Source organism: Bradyrhizobium sp. HKCCYLS3013 (assembly GCF_051167615.1).
Lineage (GTDB): Bacteria > Pseudomonadota > Alphaproteobacteria > Rhizobiales > Xanthobacteraceae > Bradyrhizobium.
The window spans coordinates 678,937-697,091 of record NZ_JBNPTK010000001.1; the positions used below are offsets into that span (position 1 = coordinate 678,937).

Genomic DNA, 18,155 nt, shown 5'->3' on the forward strand with positions numbered 1-18,155 from the left:
GAACTGGCCGTGATGCCAGGAATACGGAGTCTATCTTCATGAAGCTCACCCGCCTCGTTCTCGCGCTGCTCGCGCTGTGCGTCGCCGCATCGTGGCAGCCGGCCAAGGCTGCGGACGTCATCTGCTACAACTGCCCGCCGGAATGGGCCGACTGGGCCTCGATGCTCAAGGCGATCAAGACCGATCTCGGCTACGACATTCCGCACGACAACAAGAACTCCGGCCAGGCGCTGGCGCAGATCCTTGCCGAGAAGAGCAACCCAGTCGGCGACATCGGCTATTTCGGAGTCACCTTCGGAATGAAGGCGAAGACGCAGGACGCGCTCGAGGCCTACAAGCCGGCGAACTGGGATCAGGTCCCCGCCGGCTTGAAGGATGCGGATGGCTACTGGACCACGATCCACTCCGGTACGCTCGGCCTGTTCGTGAACAAGGATGCGCTTGGCGGCAAGCCGGTCCCGGCCTGCTGGAAGGATCTGCTCAAGCCGGACTACAAGGGCTTGGTCGGCTATCTCGACCCGAGCTCGGCTGCCGTCGGCTATGTCGGCGCCGTCGCCGTCAATCTCGCGCTCGGCGGTTCGCAAGCGAATTTCGAACCTGCCGTCACGTTCTTCAAGGACCTGCGCAAGAACGATCCGATTGTGCCAAAGCAGACGTCCTACGCGCGTGTCGTCTCGGGCGAGATCCCGATCCTGTTCGACTACGATTTCAACGCCTACCGCGCGAAATATACCGAGAAGGGCAATTTCGAGTTCGTGATTCCCTGCGAAGGCTCGGTGGTCTTCCCCTACGTCGTCGGCCTGGTGAAGAACGCACCCGACAAGGACAAGGCGAAGAAGGTGATCGACTATCTGCTCTCCGACAAGGGCCAGGCGATCTGGACCAATGCCTATCTGCGCCCGGCGCGACCGATCGAGCTGCCGGACGCGGTGAAGAACAAGTTCCTGCCGGACAGCGACTACGCCCGCGCCAAGAGCGTGAACTGGGGCGATATGGAAGCCGCGCAAAAGGGCTTCGTCGATCGCTATCTGTCCGAAGTCCGCTGAAGGAGCACCGCGCCTCCGCCGGAGAGGATCCGGCGGAGGCGCACTTGATCACATGTCGCACAGTTCATTCGTCCGGCTCTGCCTGCTGCCATTGGCAGCCGTCACCGCGGCCTTCTTCCTGCTTCCGATGGCGAGGCTGCTCGTCACCGGCGCCGAGGGACCGCACGGTCTGGCCGAATATCTCGCGATCATCCTCGAGCCGCGCTACCGCACGACACTTCTCAACACGCTGGCGCTGGCGGCGGCCACCACGATCGCGACCCTGGTCATCGCGACGATCGCCGGCCTGTTCCTGCAGCGTCACCGGTTTCCCGGCCGCGCGCTCCTGGTCGCGATCCTGACGTTTCCGCTCGCGTTCCCGGGCGTCGTGGTCGGCTTCATGATCATCCTTTTGGCTGGCCGCCAGGGGCTGATCGGCGAGATCTCGTCCCGGCTCACCGGCGACAAGCTCGTATTCGCCTATTCGATCTACGGGCTGTTCCTCGGCTATCTCTATTTCTCGATTCCGCGGGTGATCCTCACGATCATGGCTGCCGCGCAGAAATTGGATCCGGGCCTGGAGGAGGCCGCGCGCTCGCTCGGCGCCGGCCCCTGGGCCGTGCTGCGCGACGTGATCCTGCCGGCCTTGACGCCGGCGCTGATCGCGTCCGGCGCGATCGCGTTCGCGACGGCGATGGGCGCGTTCGGAACGGCATTCACCTTGGCCACGAACATCGACGTGTTGCCGATGCTGATCTACACGGAGTTCACGCTGGCCGGAAACCTTGCCACCTCGGCGGCGCTCTCGGTCGGGCTTGGCCTGATGACCTGGCTGATGCTGGCACTGGCGCGCTCCTTCGCCGGCAGCTCCGTGGCAGCGGCAGGGTAGGCACGTGCGCGACGGAGCCATCTTCATCCTTCAACTGCTGTTCACATTGCTGGTCGCTGCCTTCCTGGCCGTGCCGGCCGGCCTTTCGATCGTGGCGGGTGTGACCGTCAACTACTTCCGCGGCATTCAGTCCGGCGTGACCTTGCAGTGGGTGGCCCAGGTCTGGGAGCTCTACGCGGGCACGATCATGGCGTCGATCCTGATCGCGCTGGGTACGCTGGCGGTCACGCTCGTGGTCGGTGTTCCCGCGGCCTACGCGCTGTACGTTCGCGGCGGACGGCTGGCGCGGCTGGTCGAGGAGATCATCACCTTGCCGCTCGCGATTCCCGGGCTCGCCATCGCGCTGGCGCTGTTGCTCACCTATGGCGGGGCCGGAAGCTTCCGTCGCTCGTGGCTGTTCATCCTCGTCGGCCATGTGATCTTCACGATGCCGTTCATGGTGCGGTCCGTCATGGCGGTGTTCTCGACGATCGACGTGACATCGCTCGACGAAGGCGCCGCATCGGTCGGAGCCGCGCCATGGCGCCGCTTCATCGACGTCATCGTTCCCAACGCCGCGCCCGGCATCCTGGCGGGCAGCCTCATGGTGGTGACACTATCTCTTGGAGAGTTCAACCTGACCTGGATGTTGCATACGCCGTTGACCAAGACACTGCCGGTCGGTCTCGCCGACAGCTACGCATCGATGCGGCTCGAGGTCGCATCCGCCTACACGCTGATCTTCTTCGTCATGATCATCCCGCTGCTGGTGGCCATGCAATGGGTCGGCGAGAGAGGAAGCCTGCGGTGAGCACGATGACCCGGCATGGAGCCGCCCTCAAGGTGGAGAATTGCGGCAAGACCTTTGCCGACGGGACGTGCGCGCTCGCGCGCGCCACGCTCGACATCGCGCAGAGCGAGACGCTGGTGCTGCTGGGGCCGTCCGGTTGCGGCAAGACCACGCTGCTGCGGATCGTGGCCGGGCTCGAAACGCCCGATGCGGGCGGGCGCGTGCTGTTCGACGGCAGGGATCTGACGCGACAGCCGATCGAGAAGCGCAATGTCGGCATGGTGTTCCAGTCCTACGCGCTGTTCCCCAACATGACGGTCGCGAACAATATCGGCTACGGGCTCAAGATCCGCCGCGTGGCCAAGCCGGAGCGCGCCGCGCGCGTCGCCGAGCTGGTCGCGCTGACCAATCTGGGCGGTCTTGAAGACCGGCGCATCGATCAGCTCTCGGGCGGTCAGCGTCAGCGCGTCGCGCTGGCGCGCGCAGTCGCCATCCGCCCGAGCGTGCTGCTGCTCGACGAGCCGCTCACCGCACTCGATGCCGCCTTGCGGGAGCGCCTGCGCGGCGAGCTCAACGGCCTGTTGCGCACGCTCGGCATCACGGCGATCTACGTCACGCATGATCAGGCTGAAGCCATGGAGCTCGGCGACCGCATCGTCGTGATGCGCAAGGGCGCGATCGCCCAGATCGGGACGCCGCAAGAGGTCTATTTTGCGCCGGCCGATCGTTTCGTCGCGGAGTTCGTCGGCGCGGCCAACATCATCGAGGCGCCGCTCGACGGCGGCCAGCTCGTTCTGCCGGGAGGCCGGCAGCCGATCGCGGATCCCGGTCCACGCAACCTGGCGGTGGCGATGGTTCGGCCGGAAACGATCGCGATCGTCGACGCCGCGGTATCGAGTCTGACCGGCGTCGTCGACAGCGTCCGCTTTGCCGGCGACCGGCAGCGGATCGTTGTCCGCGATGCCGCCTCGATCGCACTGACCGTGGACGCGCCGAATACGATCAGGGTCGCTGCGGGCGAGCGGATCGGCCTGCGGATTGCGCCCGGGTCCATTCGTCTGCTGCCGGAGAAGGGTTGATCAGCCGATGACCAAGAGCCCCGTCACCATTGCCCAGATCTCCGACCTGCACATCAAGGCGCCCGGCCGGCTCGCCTACCGCCGCGTCGATACGGCGCGTGCGCTGGCCCGTTGCATCATGGAGCTCAACCGGTTCGCGCCGAAGCTCGATCTGGTGGTGATCTCGGGCGATCTCGCCGATACGCCGTCGCCGGCCGAGTACGATCATCTGAAAGATCTTCTTGCCGGCCTCGAGATTCCATTCGCCGCCGTACCAGGCAATCACGATTCCCGCGAACTGATGCGCGCGGCGTTTCCCGGCGCTGCTCATGAGCAGTCGGCGCCACTGAACCAGCATGTGGAACTGGCCGGTCTCGATCTGCTTCTGCTCGATTCCAGCGTGCCCGGCCATCCGCATGGCGAATTGGACGAGGCGAGTCTACAATGGCTCGATGCCAGGCTGTCCACCTCCAGCGAAAGGCCGGCCCTGCTGTTCCTGCACCACCCGCCATTCACCACCGGCATCTGGCACATGGACCGGCAGAACCTGCGCAATGCCGACGATCTCGCGGCGATCCTCGCGCGCCATCCGCGGGTGCAACTGATCGGATGCGGTCACGTTCATCGCGCGACGCTGACCCGGTTTGCGGGCATTCCCTGCACGATCTGTCCAGCGCCGAACCATGCCGTCGCGCTCGATCTGGCCGAGCTGCGCCCGCCATCCTTCCGGGTCGAGCCGCCGGCCTTTCACCTTCATGCCTGGTTTCCAGGACCGGGCTTCGGAACGGTCGTCACCCATCAGGTGCCGATCGGCGATTTCGACGGGCCGCATCCGTTCTTCAATCAGGACGGCTCGCTCATCGACTGAGCGCGCACGGGGGAGTAGCGGACGTCTGGTCTAGCTCTCCACCTCGAACGTCACGCGCTCCGCGGCGAAACGCGAGCGCTTGCTGACGAGCGGCGTCCCGTCGGCATCGACATCGGTGCTGTCGACCACCAGCACCGGACGGCCAAGCGCGAGGTCGAGCCGCGCGGCGTCGCTCGCGTCGGCGATCGCCGCCGTGATTCTGGTCGCGCCGCGGCGATAGTCGCGAATGCCGTAATGGGCGAGCAAGGCGGTCATCGAGCGCACCGACGCGAAGATGTGGCCGGCCTCGGGGAAACGCTCGGCCGACAGCCAGGATGTGCTCACGCAGATCGGCGTCTTGTCGGCGAGACGCAGCGCCTCGATCCGCACCAATGGTGCGCCCGTCTTCAATCGCAGCTCGCGCGCGAGCTCGCGCGTCGCGGGCTCTTCGGACGCTGCGATCAGCTGTCCACGCGGCTCGCGCCCGCCGGCCCCCACGATCTCGGAGAACCTGGTGCGCGATCTCAGAGGATATGACAGACGAGGCGCTTCGACATAGGTGCCGCTGCCGCGCTCGGCGCGCACGAGGCCGCGCTCCGCCAAGGTCGCGAGCGCGCGACGCACCGTATGACGGTTGACGCGATAGGTTTCGGCGATTTCGGTCTCGCCGGGCAGGCGCGTTCCGGCCGCGAAGCGGCCGTCGGCGATGTCGCGCTCGATGCCGTCGGCCACCCGCCGCCACAGCGCCACGCCCGAGTCGGCGCCTTGCATGCTCATCCACGGCTCTCCGCTGTCCGGCCTGAAATCACGCCCATGTCATCAAACAGTCATGGCGCTTCGCTACGAAGTTGTCTATTAACATAGACAACTTCGAGACGGCAAGATCGGGATGACGATGGACGGCGAGACCACGATGCAGGACCGGCGCAGGGCGGCTATGCGGGTATTGGCGCATGCCTCGCATGCGGACATCCGCGCCAGGCTGAATGACCTCGCGGTGCCTGAGTATCGCGATCTTCGTCCGGCGGAGAATGGCCTGGTGATGCTGCGGGGACGGATCGGCGGCGACGGTGCGCCGTTCAATGTCGGCGAGGCGACGGTGTCGCGCGCCGCGGTGCGGCTCGAGAGCGGCGAGGTCGGGTTTGGCTATGTGCTGGGACGTGACGCCGACAAGGCGCGCCTGATCGCGCTGTGTGACGCGATGATCCAGTCATCAAGCCATGTGCGATCGATCGAGACGCAGGTGGTCGCACCGTTGCAGGCGCAGATGCGTGCATCGCGGGCCGACCGCGCGGAGCAGGCTGCGGCCACGCGTGTCGATTTCTATACGATGGTGCGAGGAGAAGGCTGATGGGTGCCGCCGCTTCCGATCTGCAGCCCGGCTTCGCCGACAATGTGCTGTCCGCGCAATCCACCTTCCGTATCGTCATGGAGGCCATGGCGCGTCCGGGAAGCGTGCGACAGGTCGAGGGCCATGTCGGCCGGCCGTCGTCGTTGATGCCTGGTGCCGCCGCGATCGCGTTGACCCTGTTCGATCACGATACGCCGATCTGGCTTGATGCTTCGCTCGCCGGCACGTCCGAGGTCGGCGCCTGGCTCAAGTTTCACACGGGGGCGCCGATCGTCGCCGACGCGGCGCTCGCCTGCTTTGCGGTCGCGGCGGATCCGGAAACGCTTCCCGATCTGACTTCATTCGCGCTCGGCAGTGCCGAATATCCCGATCGCTCGACGACGCTGGTCCTGCAGGTGCCGAGCTTGTCCAGAGGTCCGGCGTTCGAGCTGCGTGGTCCGGGCATCGACGGGACGACATCGTTCCGTGCGACGGTCGCGCCGACTGACCTGTTCGAGCGGCTGTCGATCAATGAGAGGCTGTTTCCGCGTGGTGTCGACGTCGTGCTGGTCGATGGCTCGTCCATCGTCGCCATCCCGCGAACGACCCGGCTCGTTTCCGCAGGAGAGTGAGGCATGTATGTTGCCGTCAAGGGTGGCGAGCGCGCCATCGAGAACGCGCACCGGCTGCTGGCGCATGAGCGCCGGGGTGATCGCGATGTGCCGGAGCTGTCGCTGGCGCAGGTCTCCGAGCAGTTGGGGCTCGCCGTCGATCGCGTGATGAGCGAAGGCTCGCTGTACGATCGCGAGCTCGCGGCGCTGGCGATCAAGCAGGCGCGCGGTGATCTGATCGAGGCGATCTTTCTGGTGCGCGCCTTTCGCGCGACGCTGCCGCGCTTCGGCGCGAGCGAGCCGGTCGATACCGGCGCAATGCGGGTGCAGCGGCGTGTCTCGTCGACCTTCAAGGACATTCCCGGCGGCCAGGTGCTCGGGCCGACCTTCGACTATACGCATCGGCTGCTCGATCCGCAGTTGGCGGCCGGCGTCGAGCCGGAGCTGCCGGCCCGTGCCGAGGCGCCGAATGCGCCGACGCCGCGTGTCACCGATATTCTCGGTCAGGACGGACTGATCGAGCCGTCGCCGCAAGCCGAGGTTGGCGCGCCGGTCGGCGATCTCACCCGTGATCCCCTGAGCTTTCCCGCCGACCGCGATCTGCGGCTGCAGAACCTGGCCCGTGGCGATGAGGGCTTTCTGCTCGCGCTCGGCTACTCGACCCAGCGCGGCTATGGCCGCAACCATCCCTTCGCCGGCGAAATCCGCTTCGGGGACGTCGAGGTCGAGTTCGTGGCCGAGGAGGTCGGCTTCGCGGTGCCGCTCGGATCGGTCGAGCTGACCGAATGTCAGATGGTGAACCAGTTCAAGGGCTCGGCGACCGAGCCGCCGTGCTTCACCCGCGGTTATGGCCTCGCCTTCGGGCAGAGCGAGCGCAAGACGATGTCGATGGCCCTGGTCGACCGTGCCCTGCGGGCGCGCGAGCTCGGCGAGGACATGGTTGCACCGGCGCAGGATGAGGAGTTCGTGATGTCGCACTCCGACAATGTGCAGGCGACCGGGTTCGTCGAGCATCTGAAGCTGCCGCATTATGTCGACTTCCAGTCCGAGCTCGGCCTGCTGCGCAAGCTGCGCCGGGAGTTCGCCGAGGCCAATGCCGCTCCCGAATTGAAGGAAGCTGCGGAATGAACGCACCGACCTACAACTTCGCCTATCTCGACGAGCAGACCAAGCGGATGATCCGCCGCGCCATCCTGAAGGCGATCGCGATTCCCGGCTATCAGGTGCCGTTCGCGAGCCGCGAGATGCCGATGCCCTATGGCTGGGGCACCGGCGGCGTGCAGGTCACTGCGGCCATTCTCGGTCCCTGCGACGTGCTCAAGGTCATCGACCAGGGCTCGGACGATACGACCAATGCGATCTCGATCCGCAAGTTCTTCGCCAAGACCGCGGGTGTCGCCACCACGACCTCGACGGAAGCGGCGAGCGTCATCCAGACCCGGCATCGCATTCCCGAGGCGCCGCTTCACGAGGGGCAGGTGCTGGTCTATCAGGTGCCGATCCCCGAGCCGCTGCGCTTTCTCGAGCCGCGCGAGACCGAGACCCGCCGCATGCATGCGCTGGCCGAGTATGGCCTGATGCACGTCAAGCTCTATGAGGACATCGCGCGCTTCGGTCACATCGCGACCTCCTACGCCTATCCGGTCAAGGTCAATGCGCGCTACGTGATGGATCCGTCGCCGACGCCGAAGTTCGACAATCCCAAGATGGACAATTGCCCGGCGCTGCAATTGTTCGGCGCGGGACGCGAGAAGCGAATCTATGCCATTCCGCCGTATACGTCGGTCGTCTCGCTGGATTTCGAGGACCATCCGTTCACGCGTTACAAGTTCGACGCGCCCTGCGCGCTGTGCGGCGCGGAGGAGTCCTATCTGGACGAGATCGTGACCGACGACAAGGGCAGCCGCATGTTCGTCTGCTCCGACACCGACTATTGCGAGGGCCGCCAGGCATCCGGACATTGTGGCGCGCAGAGCGTCCCCCCGCACAAGGAGAGCGCCCATGGCTGAGATGATCAGCGCATCCGATCAGCCGCTGCTCGTCGCGGAAGGGCTTGCGAAGAGCTACGGCCGCCTGGCAGCCTGCCGCGATGTCTCCTTCGTGCTCTATCCCGGCGAGGTGCTCGCCATCGTCGGCGAGTCCGGCTCGGGCAAATCGACACTCTTGCAGATGCTGTCGGCGCAAATGGCGCCGACGTTGGGCCGCGTGTCCTACCGCATGCGCGACGGCGTGCTGCGCGATCTTGCCGGGCTTGGCGAGGCGGAGCGCCGCTTTCTGTTCCGAACCGATTGGGGCTATGTCCATCAGGACCCGGCGCAGGGCCTGCGCATGGCGGTCTCCGCCGGCGCCAACGTCGGTGAGCGGCTGATGGCGGTCGGCTGGAACAACTATGGCCGGATCAGGCAGACGGCTTCGTCCTGGCTCGATCGCGTGGAGATCGATGTCGCCCGCATCGACGATGCGCCGCGGACCTATTCCGGCGGCATGCGGCAGCGGCTGCAGATCGCGCGCAATCTGGTGACCGAGCCCCGGCTGGTGTTCATGGATGAGCCGACCGGGGGCCTCGACGTCTCAGTGCAGGCGCGCCTGCTCGATCTGATGCGCAGCCTCGTCAACGAGCTCGGCCTCGCGGCCATCGTCGTGACCCACGATCTCGCGGTGGCGCGGCTGCTGTCGCATCGTGTGATGGTCATGAAGGAGGGGCGGGTGATCGAGACCGGCCTCACCGACCAGGTGCTCGACGATCCGCGCGAGCCGTACACACAGCTCCTCGTGTCCTCGATCCTGCCGCCATGATGCAAGAGCCCAATGCGATGACCGTGATGATCGATGTCGAGAATGCAGAGAAGACCTTCACCATGCATCTGCAGGGCGGCATCTCGCTGCCCGTGGTGCGCGGCGTGTCGTTCCAGGTCAGGTGCGGCGAATGCGTCGTGTTGTCGGGACCGTCGGGCGCTGGCAAGTCGTCGATCCTGAAGATGATCTTCGGCAATTACCGCTGCGATGGCGGACGCATCGGCGTCCGGCACGTGGGCGCGATGACCGATCTCGCCGGCGCCGAGCCGCGCCTGGTCCTGAATGCGAGGCGGCAGACCATCGGCTATGTCAGCCAATTCCTGCGCGCGGTGCCGCGGGTCCCTGCACTCGATGTCGTAGCCGAGCCGCTGCTCGCGGCCGGCGTGCCGCGCGAAGACGCCCGGGTGCGGGCAGGCGCGCTGCTGCGGCGATTGAACATTCCCGAGCGGCTGTGGTCGCTGCCGCCATCGACCTTCTCGGGCGGCGAGCAGCAGCGGGTCAATATCGCCCGCGGCTTCATCTCCGACCTTCCGGTGCTGCTGCTCGACGAGCCAACCGCGTCGCTCGACGCGGCCAACCGTGCGGTCGTGGTCGACCTGATCGCGGCAAAGAAGAAGGATGGAGTGGCCATGCTCGCGATCGTCCATGATGACGAGATCCGCGCGCAGATTGCGGATCGCACGGTCGACGTCACGACATTCGCCGCGGCGGCATAGAGGTAGACATTGCAGATGAGCGCGAACATGTCCGATATCGTGATAGGCAATGCCAGGCTGGTCCTCGCCGACCGCGTCGTCGAGCAGGGCTGGGTGGCGATCGCCGGAGGCCGGATCGCGGAATTGGGCGAAGGGGCTGCGCCGGCCGGCAGCCTGGATGCCGGCGGCGACCTGCTGATGCCCGGACTGGTCGAACTGCATACCGATCACCTCGAAGCGCATTTCGTGCCGCGCCCGAAGGTCTATTGGAACCCCGTCGCTGCGGTCATTTCCTATGACGGGCAGCTTGCGACCGCGGGCATCACGACGGTGCTGGATTCGCTGCGCGTGTGGAGCGAGGAAGGCGCCGAGGGCGTCGACGGTCAAGCCAATGTGCTCGCGGAGGCGATCGCGACGGCGCGCGACGGCGGCCTGCTGCGGTCCGATCACTTCCTGCATCTGCGCTGCGAAGTGCCGATGCCGACCGTGGTCGAGGAGGCGCGGCAACTGGCGGGGCGTCCGGATGTGCGGCTGATGTCGCTGATGGATCATACGCCCGGGCAGCGCCAGTTTCGCGACGAAGGCAAGCTGCGCGACTACTATCGCGGCAAGAGCGGCGGCAAGACCGATGCCGAGCTCGACGTGATGTTCGCGCGCCGCTTCGCCTATCAGCAGGCCTACGCGGCGCCGAACATGCGCGACATCATTGCGCTGGCAAAGACCCATGACGTGCCGCTGGCCAGCCACGATGACACGACGGAGGAGAACGTCGCCGACGCAATCAAGGACGGCATCGCGGTCGCGGAGTTTCCGACCACGATGGAGGCCGCGCGGGGCCTTCACCAGGCGGGCATCAGTATCCTGATGGGCGCGCCGAACGTCGTGCGCGGCGGATCTCACTCCGGCAATATCGCAGCCGTGGACCTCGCGCGCGAGGGCCTGCTCGACATTCTGTCGTCGGACTATGTGCCGTCGAGTCTGCTGATGGGCGCGCTGCAATTGCCGCAGCGGGTGCCGTCCATTGATCTTGCCGCCGCCGTCCGCACCGTCACCAAGGCGCCTGCGGACGCCGTCGGCCTGCATGATCGCGGCGAGATCGCCGTGGGCAAGCGTGCGGACCTGATCCGGGTTCATGTCGCGGGCCAGTTGTCGGTCGTGCGCAGCGTCTGGCGGGAAGGATTGCGGGTGGCATGAGCGGAATCGAGCCTGCGTCAGCGACGACATCCGGGAAGCTTGGTCCGGGACGCCTGATCCTGGTGGTCGGGCCGAGCGGCGCGGGCAAGGACACCTTGCTCAACGTGGCGCGTCGCGAATGCGCCGGCGATGACCGGGTCGTCTTTCCGCGGCGGATCGTCACGCGCGAAGCCTCGGCCTTCGAGGACAATCTCGAGATGAGCGTGTCCGCCTTTCGTCAGGCGCTTAGTGCTGGAGAGTTCGCGCTGCATTGGGAGGCCCATGGTCATGACTACGGCGTGCCGCGCGCGATCAAGGATGACATCCTGGCCGGCCGCACCGTCGTCGTGAACGTCTCGCGAACGATCATTCCCGCCGCGCGCCGGGATTATGCCAACGTCATCGTCGTCGCCATCACCGCGCCCGCGGATGTTCTCGCCGAACGGCTCGGCAAGCGGCACCGTCCGAGTGACGGCGACATCGGCGAGCGTCTCCACCGCGCGGTGACCGAAGACGCCGTAGCGGATGTCACGATCGTCAATGTCGGAGACCCCGAGCCGCACGGTCACCGGCTGGCGGACATCATCAAGCGGCCGATTGACGCAGAACCGATCGGATCAAACGGAGGCAGCGGCCATGTCGATCGTCACCACGATTGAACAGCTCGAGGCGATCTATGGCGAGACGGGGCTGACCTCGACGGCGAAGGTGGCCGATCGCGTGACGCCGCACTACCGGATCATGATCGAGCAGTCGCCGTTCGTGGCGCTCGCGACATGTGGTCCCGAAGGTCTCGATTGCTCGCCGCGCGGCGATCTCCCCGGATTCATCCGCATCCACGACGACAAGACGCTGATGATGCCGGACCGCCGCGGCAACAATCGCGTGGATTCCTTGCGCAACATCGTGCGCGACCCGCGGATCGCTCTGCTGTTCCTGATTCCGGGATCAGGCAACACGCTGCGTGTGAACGGGCATGGTCATCTGTCGACGGCCCCCGATCTGTTGGAGTCGTTCCGGATGGAAGGCAAGCTGCCGCGCTCCGTCCTCATCATGACGGTGGAAGAGATCTACTTCCAATGTGCCCGCGCGATCGTTCGTGCCGATCTCTGGAACCCGGATAGGCGTGTCGATCCGCAGCAACTGCCGACGCCGGGGCAGATTCTCGCGGCGATGACGGCCAACGACATCGACGGCGCGGCGTACGATCGCGAGTGGCCCGAGCGCGCGCGGAAATCCATGTGGTGAGTTCGGCGCGCGGCGCTTCGAAGGGCGGGCCGCGCTCCGAAACATCAGGCTGCGACATCGAGCAGGCGTGAGGATCCCCTGACGAGCACCTTGCGGCCGGCCATCGTGAGTGTCGCCGCGCCATTGTCCATAGAGACGAGTCCAAATGCGGTGAGCTCGTCGACAATCATGCCGTTCAGCCTGCGGCGTTCACGCGCGGGAATGCGAAGCGCCTTCAGCGTCTCCCATTGGTCCGGCGTGAGCTCGTGTTCGAATTCCGCGTTCATGCTGCCTCGAATGTTGGCGTCCCGCACCCGTCTTAGAAAGCCCGCGTGACGAAGATGCGACCTTCATGCATCCGTACTGATACGGTCCACGTCATTACGCTCGAACCCGTCCGCGATTAATTCAAATTTGAATGATCGCAAATGTGGTGCTGCATTGCAGCTCGCCGTGTTGGTAGCGGTGAACGATCGTCCGTCGTTAACAAATAGTTAAGGCATGGGGGCAGCGCACAATGGTAACGCCGCTGTCACATCGGTGTGTCACACGGCGCCATCGTCCTGCTCGAATCGGCCGGCGCAGGCTTGAAGCGAAAACACGTTGAATGGCTGACCTGATCGACGTTCCGCCGCTACCGTCGAACCGCAGAATCTGGTGGCGCAGCCTGGGCGGACTGGCCTTGAGCCTGTCGATCGCGGCTGTGGCGGTGTACGTTCTCACACGCGCCGTCAAGAAGCTCGACTTTGCCCATGTCCTGTCGATCGTCGAGGCCACCGACCGTCATCTGATCGCGGCGGCTCTGGCATTCGTCCTCCTCTCCTACGCCAGCCTCACGCTCTACGACCTGTTCGCATTGCGGACGATCGGCCGCCGCGACATTCCCTATCGCGCGGCCGCGCTTGGCAGCTTCACGAGCTATCCGATCGCGCACGGCATCGGCGCGGTCGCGTTGATCTCGCCGCTGGTTCGATACCGGATCTACGCGCCGTACCGGCTCGGGGCGATCGACATCGCCAATATCAGCTTCCTGACCGGGCTTACCTTCTGGCTCGGCAATCTCACCGCCCTCGGCCTGAGCTTGATGATCGATCCGGACGCCTTCGGCTGGGTGGAGTATTGGCCGCCGGCGCTCAACCGGGTCGTTGCGGCCGCGCTGCTCTGCGCCGTCACCGCCTTCGTGGTGTGGAGCTGGCCGGGGCGGCGAAGCAGACGATGGCCGGTGCGGCTGCCGTCCGGGCCTGCCGTGCTGCTGCAGATCGCGGTCGGGCTGTTCGAGCTCAGCACCGCGGCGCTGGCAATGTATGTGCTCATGCCGGCCGAGCTCGGCATCGACCTCGCGCGGCTGATGGCGGTCTTCATCGCCGCGACCTTGCTTGGATTCGCCAGCCATGCCCCGGCCGGCATCGGCCTGTTCGATGCAACGATCCTGCTGGGTCTGGGCGGCGTTGATCAGGAGCGGCTGCTCGCGGCGCTGCTGATCTTCCGTGCGCTCTATCACCTGCTGCCGTTCGTGATCGCCCTCATCGTCTTCGGCAGCGTCGAGCTGTCACGATCCTGCCGGAGGCCGTCGACGGTGTCAGATCGGCGAGTTCAGCTTCAGCCCGATCATGCCGGTGATGATCAGCGTGAGGCAGAACAGTCGCGTCGGATCCGCCGGCTCGCTGTAGAGGACCATGCCGGCGAGGATGCTCCCGGCCGCGCCGATCCCGGTCCATACCGCATAGGCGGTGCCAAACGGCAGTGAGCGCAGCGCAAGCGACATCATCACGAAGCTGAGCAGGATCGCGGTCACGGTCGCGACGCTGGGCCAGAAGCGTGTCAAGCCGTCGGAATGCTTCAGGCCGAGCGCCCAGATGATCTCGAGCATTCCAGCCGCAAACAGAGCAAGCCAGCCGTTCATGACGGCCGTGCGTCCAAGCGCGCGACAACGCCCGCGGCTCCGAAGCCTGCTTCGCGAAGCCGCGGATCGCTTGCACCGATCAGTCCGGCCATCTGGTCGTCTCCGCGCCGGTCGAACCTGATCTCCATCTGCATGGTTTGCGCGACGCGCTGATGACATTGCGGGCGCCCATGCAGCCATCGGCGCGCGGCTTTCTATCTCTCCTCCATCATCGTGAACACGAAGCCCGTCATCGTCGCGCCGACGGCAAATGACAGCGTCAACACACCGACGAAGATCACGAACGTCACGTGCGGATCGACACTGTGGGCGATCAGGGTCGCGATGCCGAACGCATCCAGTTGGGTCAGCCCGAAGGCGAAGCCGAGCCCCATGGCGATGCCCATCAAGGTGTGGCAGGCCAGCTCGATCAGGATGGCCGGATTGACTACTGCGCTGCGTCGCTTGGGCGGCATGGGCTCGGACTCCACGCTATGGCCGATGAACGCTGGAACGGTGATCGTTGTTCCTGTGCCGGCTGGCAAAGCCGATTGCCAAACCCAGCCGACTGCGGCTACGGAAGACCGAGGTTCGGTCGCGGAGAAGCACAGGCTCGAACGGCCCGCAAGGGGCCGGCGCGCGACCGGGCGGCGCGGCGTCGCGCAATCCGAACAGGGAGGATGACAACCCATGACGAACGCCATTCGTTTCCACAAGACCGGCGGTCCCGAGGTTCTCGCCTGGGAGCAGATCGAGGTCGGCAAGCCCGGCCCCGGCGAGGCGCGCATTCGCCACACGGCGGTCGGGCTCAACTTCATCGACATCTACAATCGCTCCGGGCTCTATCCGGTCCAGCTTCCGAGCGGGCTGGGCAGCGAGGGCGCCGGTGTGATCGAGGAACTGGGCGAAGGGGTGACGGACCTGAAGGTGGGTGACCGCGTCGCCTACGGCTCGTCCCCGCTCGGCGCCTATTCCGAGGCGCGGCTGATGCCGGCCGCGCTGCTGTTGAAGCTGCCCGACGAGATCGACGACAAGACCGCCGCCGCGATGATGCTCAAGGGCCTGACCGCCCAGTACCTGATCCGGCAGACCTACCGCGTGAAGGCGGGCGAAACCATCCTGCTGCATGCCGCGGCCGGCGGCGTGGGCCTCATCCTCAGCCAATGGGCCAAGCATCTCGGCGTTCACGTCATCGGCACCGTATCCAGCGACGACAAGGCGCAACTCGCCAAGGCCCACGGCTGCGAGCACACCATCATCTATACGCGGGAGGACTTCGTCGCACGCGTCGGCGAGATCACCGGCGGCAAGAAGGTGCCGGTGGTCTATGATTCCGTCGGCAAGGACACGTTCCTCAAGTCGCTCGATTGCCTCGCGCCGCTCGGCTACGCCGTGCTGTTCGGCCAGTCCTCCGGCACGGTCGATCCGCTCAATCTCGGGCTGCTCGCCCAGAAGGGATCGCTGTTCGTGACCCGGCCGACGCTGTTCACCTACGCCGCCAGGCGCGAGAGCCTGGTCGCGATGGCCAACGAGCTGTTCGACGTGGTCAAATCGGGCGCGGTGAAGATCGAGGTCAACCAGACCTATCCGCTCAAGGAGGCGGCCCGGGCCCACGCCGATCTCGCGGCACGCAAGACGACCGGTTCGACCGTCTTTCTGGTCTGATCTGGCGCAGCCGGATCAAACCTGCTCGTGCTTGCGCAGGTCGTGGAGGTGATCGAACCGGACGGCCTGCAGGTCGGCGTCCCGCCCATCGATCTCGGGCAGGGCGGCTTCGGACATGATGTCGGCGGTGACGTCGGCAACCGATCGGTCGACGATCTCGTGGATGAAGCTGACGTTCGAATATTCGCCCGACGCGATGCGCGCCACGACGTCGCGCCGGGTCATCTCAGGATCGACCACGGCCTCGCGTCCGCGCCGGCCGTAGTCGATCATCACGACGAAATACTGCATGGAGCGCCGGTTCGCCTTCGGCTGACTGTGATGCTCCATTATTTCTTTAAATCAGAATTTTGTCAAGGATGATTCGGTCCAACCTCGCCTCACCGACTCCATCCCAGCCTGCGCGGCCATCACCAAACCGGCATCAGCCGCGGAAATAGTCCAGGCGATGTAGCGTGGCGTCCGGAAGCATGTTCCCGCACGCCATGAAGACCGCGTCATCGCCCGTTACTGCACGTTGAACGTCGCGCCGGGACATTCGGTGGTCACGCTGATCGGGATCGCCTGCGCCGCCGCCGCGGTCGGCTTCGGCTTCGCAACCACCTTCCAGCGGCCGGGCTTGTTCAGCCAATATCTGTGCCTCGATGTCGCAATGCGGCGCTCGGTATAGGTCGTGCCCTTCCAGATCAAGGGGCCCTTCGGCTTCGGTGCCGCGACCTCATGCCATGGTCCGAACTCGCCGAAGTCCATGAACCACAGATGCCATTCGAGCTTCTGATATTCATGGTGGGACGCGACCACCTCGACGATGGGGCGGCCGTTCAGCCACGACACCTCGTCCTCGAGCGGCTTGATCTGCTGGCAACGGGTATGCAACGGCTCCTGAACGCGAAGCAGATCGTCTCGCTGGCTTTGCGTGAGCATCGCCGAGGTGACGGGCAGTCCCACGTTCGGATCATCGGCCGGATATGAGCAGATCGGCACCGTTGGCGGCCCCTGGCCCGTCCAGGGATTGTTGCTGCAGTAGACTCGCCTCGTCACCGACGAAATGCCGGTGGTCGCCGTTTCCTCCGCCTTTCCGGTTTCCCGGTCCCAGACACCGCTGAACGTCGTCTTTTGATTCGGCGGACAGGCCACGGTCTTGTGGGCCGTCCACCAGTGCGAAACCTCGAATTCATAGTACGAGTAGCGCGGCTCCGGATACAGCACGGCTCTGACGCTGGTCAGCGCGTGGTGCGCTTCGCACGCCGTTCCATAGGTATCCAGCCAGCACACGAGGTGGAAGTTTTCGTTCGGCCAGCATCCCGCACGCGCCGACGACGTGAAGCCGAGTGCGGCGATCACCAAGCTAAAGGCAAGAAGATATCTCCGCATGGCGTTTCCCATGATGGCGTTTCCCCATGTCCTGCCTGTGCAGCCACAGGTTGATGGTGAGTTTGCTCCGGCGCGGCGCCTGGTCCTTGATCGGGATCAATCCGCTTGCGCGACGTCGTCGACCTCGGCCGGACATCGGCGATGACGCGACGGCGCAGCAGGTCCGGCTCGCTGGCGGGCGCGTGTATCGTCGGGGCGGGCCACCGCTTGGAGCCGAGATAGCGCAAGACCAGCCTGTCCCACCAGTCGCTCTGCGTCGTATCGAGGATTGCAGCGTTCAGGCGCTTTCGAATTGGGCTGCCTTCCGCGAGAGATGGCGAGGAGCTGCGGGTCGAGGACTGATCCGGGCGCCAGGCGCGGCTGGTGGCAAGGCGTCACGCCCGTCGGGCGAATCAGGGGCGATGCGCCCGCACGATGGTCCGTTTCATGGCCTTCGATCGCCTGCAGACGACGTGTGCGGAAACGCTTGTTTTGGGCGAGGCTTCAACGCATTGCCCCGATCCGGCCCGCCGGGCCGAAAAATTCTTCTTTCTCTTTTTCAGAATTCGTGATTGTCTAGGCGCATCCCGCCTCATGGAGAGGGCGTATCGCGGTCGTCACGACACGTGGAGGCGGGGAGTGATGGGCGGGCCGGTTTGCAGCGTGGTCATTCGCGCGGACGAACAACATCGGCCCGCACGGTCAAGTCGCGTGGTCCTGATACTCCGATGCCAGTATCAAGCCTGCGCTGGCGCCAATGGCGCGGCGCGGGTGACGGTGACCAGACAGCCCGGCGCACCGGGGAGAACGCGAAGCAGCCGTGAAAACCATCGCG

Annotated in this window: 21 protein-coding genes; 15 read left to right on the forward strand and 6 right to left on the reverse strand. The window is 65.6% G+C overall.

The genetic code is table 11. The features are described from left to right. Positions 1-38 precede the first annotated feature (38 nt). The 5 genes from ACQR1F_RS03260 to ACQR1F_RS03280 are packed head-to-tail and all read left to right on the forward strand — an operon-like array spanning position 39 to position 4,609. Positions 39-1,046, forward strand: coding sequence for an ABC transporter substrate-binding protein (locus ACQR1F_RS03260; protein ID WP_434837741.1), 1,008 nt, complete (start codon positions 39-41; stop codon positions 1,044-1,046). Between the two features lie 52 nt (positions 1,047-1,098). Beyond that, on the forward strand, positions 1,099-1,914 hold the full coding sequence (locus ACQR1F_RS03265) for an ABC transporter permease (RefSeq protein ID WP_315803639.1): 816 nt from the start codon (positions 1,099-1,101) through the stop codon (positions 1,912-1,914). A 4-nt stretch (positions 1,915-1,918) separates the two neighbouring features. Next, the gene (locus tag ACQR1F_RS03270) at positions 1,919-2,704 is read left to right on the forward strand and encodes an ABC transporter permease (RefSeq protein WP_434837742.1); all 786 of its coding nucleotides are present in this window, start codon (positions 1,919-1,921) and stop codon (positions 2,702-2,704) included. Between the two features lie 5 nt (positions 2,705-2,709). After that, on the forward strand, positions 2,710-3,762 hold the full coding sequence (locus tag ACQR1F_RS03275; protein WP_434912563.1) for an ABC transporter ATP-binding protein: 1,053 nt from the start codon (positions 2,710-2,712) through the stop codon (positions 3,760-3,762). A gap of 7 nt (positions 3,763-3,769) precedes the next feature. Further along, entirely contained in the window at positions 3,770-4,609 is an 840-nt protein-coding gene (locus ACQR1F_RS03280) for a phosphodiesterase (protein WP_315803636.1), read from the forward strand. A 30-nt stretch (positions 4,610-4,639) separates the two neighbouring features. Here the strand turns inward: ACQR1F_RS03280 and phnF are convergent, their stop codons facing one another. Continuing rightward, positions 4,640-5,365, reverse strand: coding sequence for a phosphonate metabolism transcriptional regulator PhnF (phnF, locus tag ACQR1F_RS03285; protein WP_316179998.1), 726 nt, complete (start codon positions 5,363-5,365; stop codon positions 4,640-4,642). 118 nt (positions 5,366-5,483) lie between these two features. On the opposite strand from phnF, the gene phnG reads away from it, so the two are divergent. The 9 genes from phnG to ACQR1F_RS03330 are packed head-to-tail and all read left to right on the forward strand — an operon-like array spanning position 5,484 to position 12,441. Then, entirely contained in the window at positions 5,484-5,939 is a 456-nt protein-coding gene (gene phnG / locus ACQR1F_RS03290; RefSeq protein WP_434837934.1) for a phosphonate C-P lyase system protein PhnG, read from the forward strand. Beyond that, positions 5,939-6,550, forward strand: a complete 612-nt coding sequence (gene phnH, locus ACQR1F_RS03295; protein ID WP_434912517.1) for a phosphonate C-P lyase system protein PhnH — start codon at positions 5,939-5,941, stop codon at positions 6,548-6,550. The genes phnG and phnH overlap by 1 nt, the downstream gene beginning before the upstream one ends. Positions 6,551-6,553: 3 nt before the next feature. Then, the gene (locus tag ACQR1F_RS03300; RefSeq protein ID WP_316180001.1) at positions 6,554-7,657 is read left to right on the forward strand and encodes a carbon-phosphorus lyase complex subunit PhnI; all 1,104 of its coding nucleotides are present in this window, start codon (positions 6,554-6,556) and stop codon (positions 7,655-7,657) included. After that, positions 7,654-8,538 carry an alpha-D-ribose 1-methylphosphonate 5-phosphate C-P-lyase PhnJ gene (locus ACQR1F_RS03305; protein WP_434837745.1) on the forward strand — a complete coding sequence of 295 codons (885 nt, stop codon included), beginning with the start codon at positions 7,654-7,656 and terminating at the stop codon, positions 8,536-8,538. The genes ACQR1F_RS03300 and ACQR1F_RS03305 overlap by 4 nt, the downstream gene beginning before the upstream one ends. After that, positions 8,531-9,325 (forward strand): phosphonate C-P lyase system protein PhnK, encoded by a 795-nt coding sequence (gene phnK / locus ACQR1F_RS03310; protein ID WP_316216973.1) that lies wholly within the window; start codon positions 8,531-8,533, stop codon positions 9,323-9,325. The genes ACQR1F_RS03305 and phnK overlap by 8 nt, the downstream gene beginning before the upstream one ends. 17 nt (positions 9,326-9,342) lie before the next feature. Continuing rightward, entirely contained in the window at positions 9,343-10,041 is a 699-nt protein-coding gene (gene phnL, locus ACQR1F_RS03315; protein ID WP_434912518.1) for a phosphonate C-P lyase system protein PhnL, read from the forward strand. Between the two features lie 15 nt (positions 10,042-10,056). Further along, complete coding sequence (locus ACQR1F_RS03320; RefSeq protein WP_434912519.1) at positions 10,057-11,214, forward strand: alpha-D-ribose 1-methylphosphonate 5-triphosphate diphosphatase; 1,158 nt, start codon at positions 10,057-10,059, stop codon at positions 11,212-11,214. Continuing rightward, a complete protein-coding gene (gene phnN / locus ACQR1F_RS03325; RefSeq protein WP_316216971.1) occupies positions 11,211-11,852 on the forward strand; it encodes a phosphonate metabolism protein/1,5-bisphosphokinase (PRPP-forming) PhnN in 642 nt (213 codons plus the stop codon). The genes ACQR1F_RS03320 and phnN overlap by 4 nt, the downstream gene beginning before the upstream one ends. Next, the gene (locus tag ACQR1F_RS03330) at positions 11,830-12,441 is read left to right on the forward strand and encodes a pyridoxamine 5'-phosphate oxidase family protein (RefSeq protein WP_434912520.1); all 612 of its coding nucleotides are present in this window, start codon (positions 11,830-11,832) and stop codon (positions 12,439-12,441) included. Before phnN ends, ACQR1F_RS03330 begins: the two co-directional genes overlap by 23 nt. Positions 12,442-12,485: 44 nt before the next feature. Here ACQR1F_RS03330 and ACQR1F_RS03335 read toward each other — a convergent pair whose 3' ends face one another. The 3 genes from ACQR1F_RS03335 to ACQR1F_RS03345 all read right to left on the reverse strand — a co-directional run bounded on the left by ACQR1F_RS03335 (position 12,486) and on the right by ACQR1F_RS03345 (position 14,778). After that, positions 12,486-12,707 (reverse strand): hypothetical protein, encoded by a 222-nt coding sequence (locus ACQR1F_RS03335; protein WP_316180012.1) that lies wholly within the window; start codon positions 12,705-12,707, stop codon positions 12,486-12,488. Between the two features lie 1,292 nt (positions 12,708-13,999). Further along, positions 14,000-14,323, reverse strand: coding sequence for a DMT family transporter (locus tag ACQR1F_RS03340; RefSeq protein ID WP_434912521.1), 324 nt, complete (start codon positions 14,321-14,323; stop codon positions 14,000-14,002). Positions 14,324-14,517: 194 nt separating this feature from the next. Beyond that, a complete protein-coding gene (locus ACQR1F_RS03345; RefSeq protein WP_434912522.1) occupies positions 14,518-14,778 on the reverse strand; it encodes a hypothetical protein in 261 nt (86 codons plus the stop codon). 214 nt (positions 14,779-14,992) lie between these two features. Between ACQR1F_RS03345 and ACQR1F_RS03350 the strand changes: the two genes are divergently transcribed. Further along, complete coding sequence (locus ACQR1F_RS03350; RefSeq protein WP_315803625.1) at positions 14,993-15,967, forward strand: quinone oxidoreductase family protein; 975 nt, start codon at positions 14,993-14,995, stop codon at positions 15,965-15,967. A gap of 15 nt (positions 15,968-15,982) precedes the next feature. On the opposite strand, the gene ACQR1F_RS03355 is transcribed toward ACQR1F_RS03350, so the two are convergent. After that, positions 15,983-16,258, reverse strand: coding sequence for a hypothetical protein (locus ACQR1F_RS03355; RefSeq protein ID WP_316238945.1), 276 nt, complete (start codon positions 16,256-16,258; stop codon positions 15,983-15,985). A 216-nt stretch (positions 16,259-16,474) separates the two neighbouring features. Further along, entirely contained in the window at positions 16,475-17,341 is an 867-nt protein-coding gene (locus tag ACQR1F_RS03360) for a hypothetical protein (RefSeq protein ID WP_316180016.1), read from the reverse strand. Between the last annotated feature and the right edge of the window lie 814 nt (positions 17,342-18,155).

What these genes read in the sequence shown, in the direction of transcription:
- ACQR1F_RS03275 (WP_434912563.1), top strand. Translation starts at nt 2,710, where the DNA reads ATGACCCGGCATGGAGCCGCCCTCAAGGTGGAGAATTGCGGCAAGACC.
- ACQR1F_RS03300 (WP_316180001.1), top strand. Translation starts at nt 6,554, where the DNA reads ATGTATGTTGCCGTCAAGGGTGGCGAGCGCGCCATCGAGAACGCGCAC.
- ACQR1F_RS03345 (WP_434912522.1), bottom strand. Translation starts at nt 14,778, where the DNA reads ATGCCGCCCAAGCGACGCAGCGCAGTAGTCAATCCGGCCATCCTGATC.
- ACQR1F_RS03280 (WP_315803636.1), top strand. Translation starts at nt 3,770, where the DNA reads ATGACCAAGAGCCCCGTCACCATTGCCCAGATCTCCGACCTGCACATC.
- phnG (WP_434837934.1), top strand. Translation starts at nt 5,484, where the DNA reads ATGGACGGCGAGACCACGATGCAGGACCGGCGCAGGGCGGCTATGCGG.
- ACQR1F_RS03335 (WP_316180012.1), bottom strand. Translation starts at nt 12,707, where the DNA reads ATGAACGCGGAATTCGAACACGAGCTCACGCCGGACCAATGGGAGACG.
- phnH (WP_434912517.1), top strand. Translation starts at nt 5,939, where the DNA reads ATGGGTGCCGCCGCTTCCGATCTGCAGCCCGGCTTCGCCGACAATGTG.
- ACQR1F_RS03350 (WP_315803625.1), top strand. Translation starts at nt 14,993, where the DNA reads ATGACGAACGCCATTCGTTTCCACAAGACCGGCGGTCCCGAGGTTCTC.
- phnN (WP_316216971.1), top strand. Translation starts at nt 11,211, where the DNA reads ATGAGCGGAATCGAGCCTGCGTCAGCGACGACATCCGGGAAGCTTGGT.
- ACQR1F_RS03340 (WP_434912521.1), bottom strand. Translation starts at nt 14,323, where the DNA reads ATGAACGGCTGGCTTGCTCTGTTTGCGGCTGGAATGCTCGAGATCATC.
- ACQR1F_RS03330 (WP_434912520.1), top strand. Translation starts at nt 11,830, where the DNA reads ATGTCGATCGTCACCACGATTGAACAGCTCGAGGCGATCTATGGCGAG.
- phnF (WP_316179998.1), bottom strand. Translation starts at nt 5,365, where the DNA reads ATGAGCATGCAAGGCGCCGACTCGGGCGTGGCGCTGTGGCGGCGGGTG.
- ACQR1F_RS03305 (WP_434837745.1), top strand. Translation starts at nt 7,654, where the DNA reads ATGAACGCACCGACCTACAACTTCGCCTATCTCGACGAGCAGACCAAG.
- ACQR1F_RS03265 (WP_315803639.1), top strand. Translation starts at nt 1,099, where the DNA reads ATGTCGCACAGTTCATTCGTCCGGCTCTGCCTGCTGCCATTGGCAGCC.
- phnL (WP_434912518.1), top strand. Translation starts at nt 9,343, where the DNA reads ATGACCGTGATGATCGATGTCGAGAATGCAGAGAAGACCTTCACCATG.
- ACQR1F_RS03355 (WP_316238945.1), bottom strand. Translation starts at nt 16,258, where the DNA reads ATGCAGTATTTCGTCGTGATGATCGACTACGGCCGGCGCGGACGCGAG.
- ACQR1F_RS03260 (WP_434837741.1), top strand. Translation starts at nt 39, where the DNA reads ATGAAGCTCACCCGCCTCGTTCTCGCGCTGCTCGCGCTGTGCGTCGCC.
- ACQR1F_RS03360 (WP_316180016.1), bottom strand. Translation starts at nt 17,341, where the DNA reads ATGCGGAGATATCTTCTTGCCTTTAGCTTGGTGATCGCCGCACTCGGC.
- ACQR1F_RS03320 (WP_434912519.1), top strand. Translation starts at nt 10,057, where the DNA reads ATGAGCGCGAACATGTCCGATATCGTGATAGGCAATGCCAGGCTGGTC.
- phnK (WP_316216973.1), top strand. Translation starts at nt 8,531, where the DNA reads ATGGCTGAGATGATCAGCGCATCCGATCAGCCGCTGCTCGTCGCGGAA.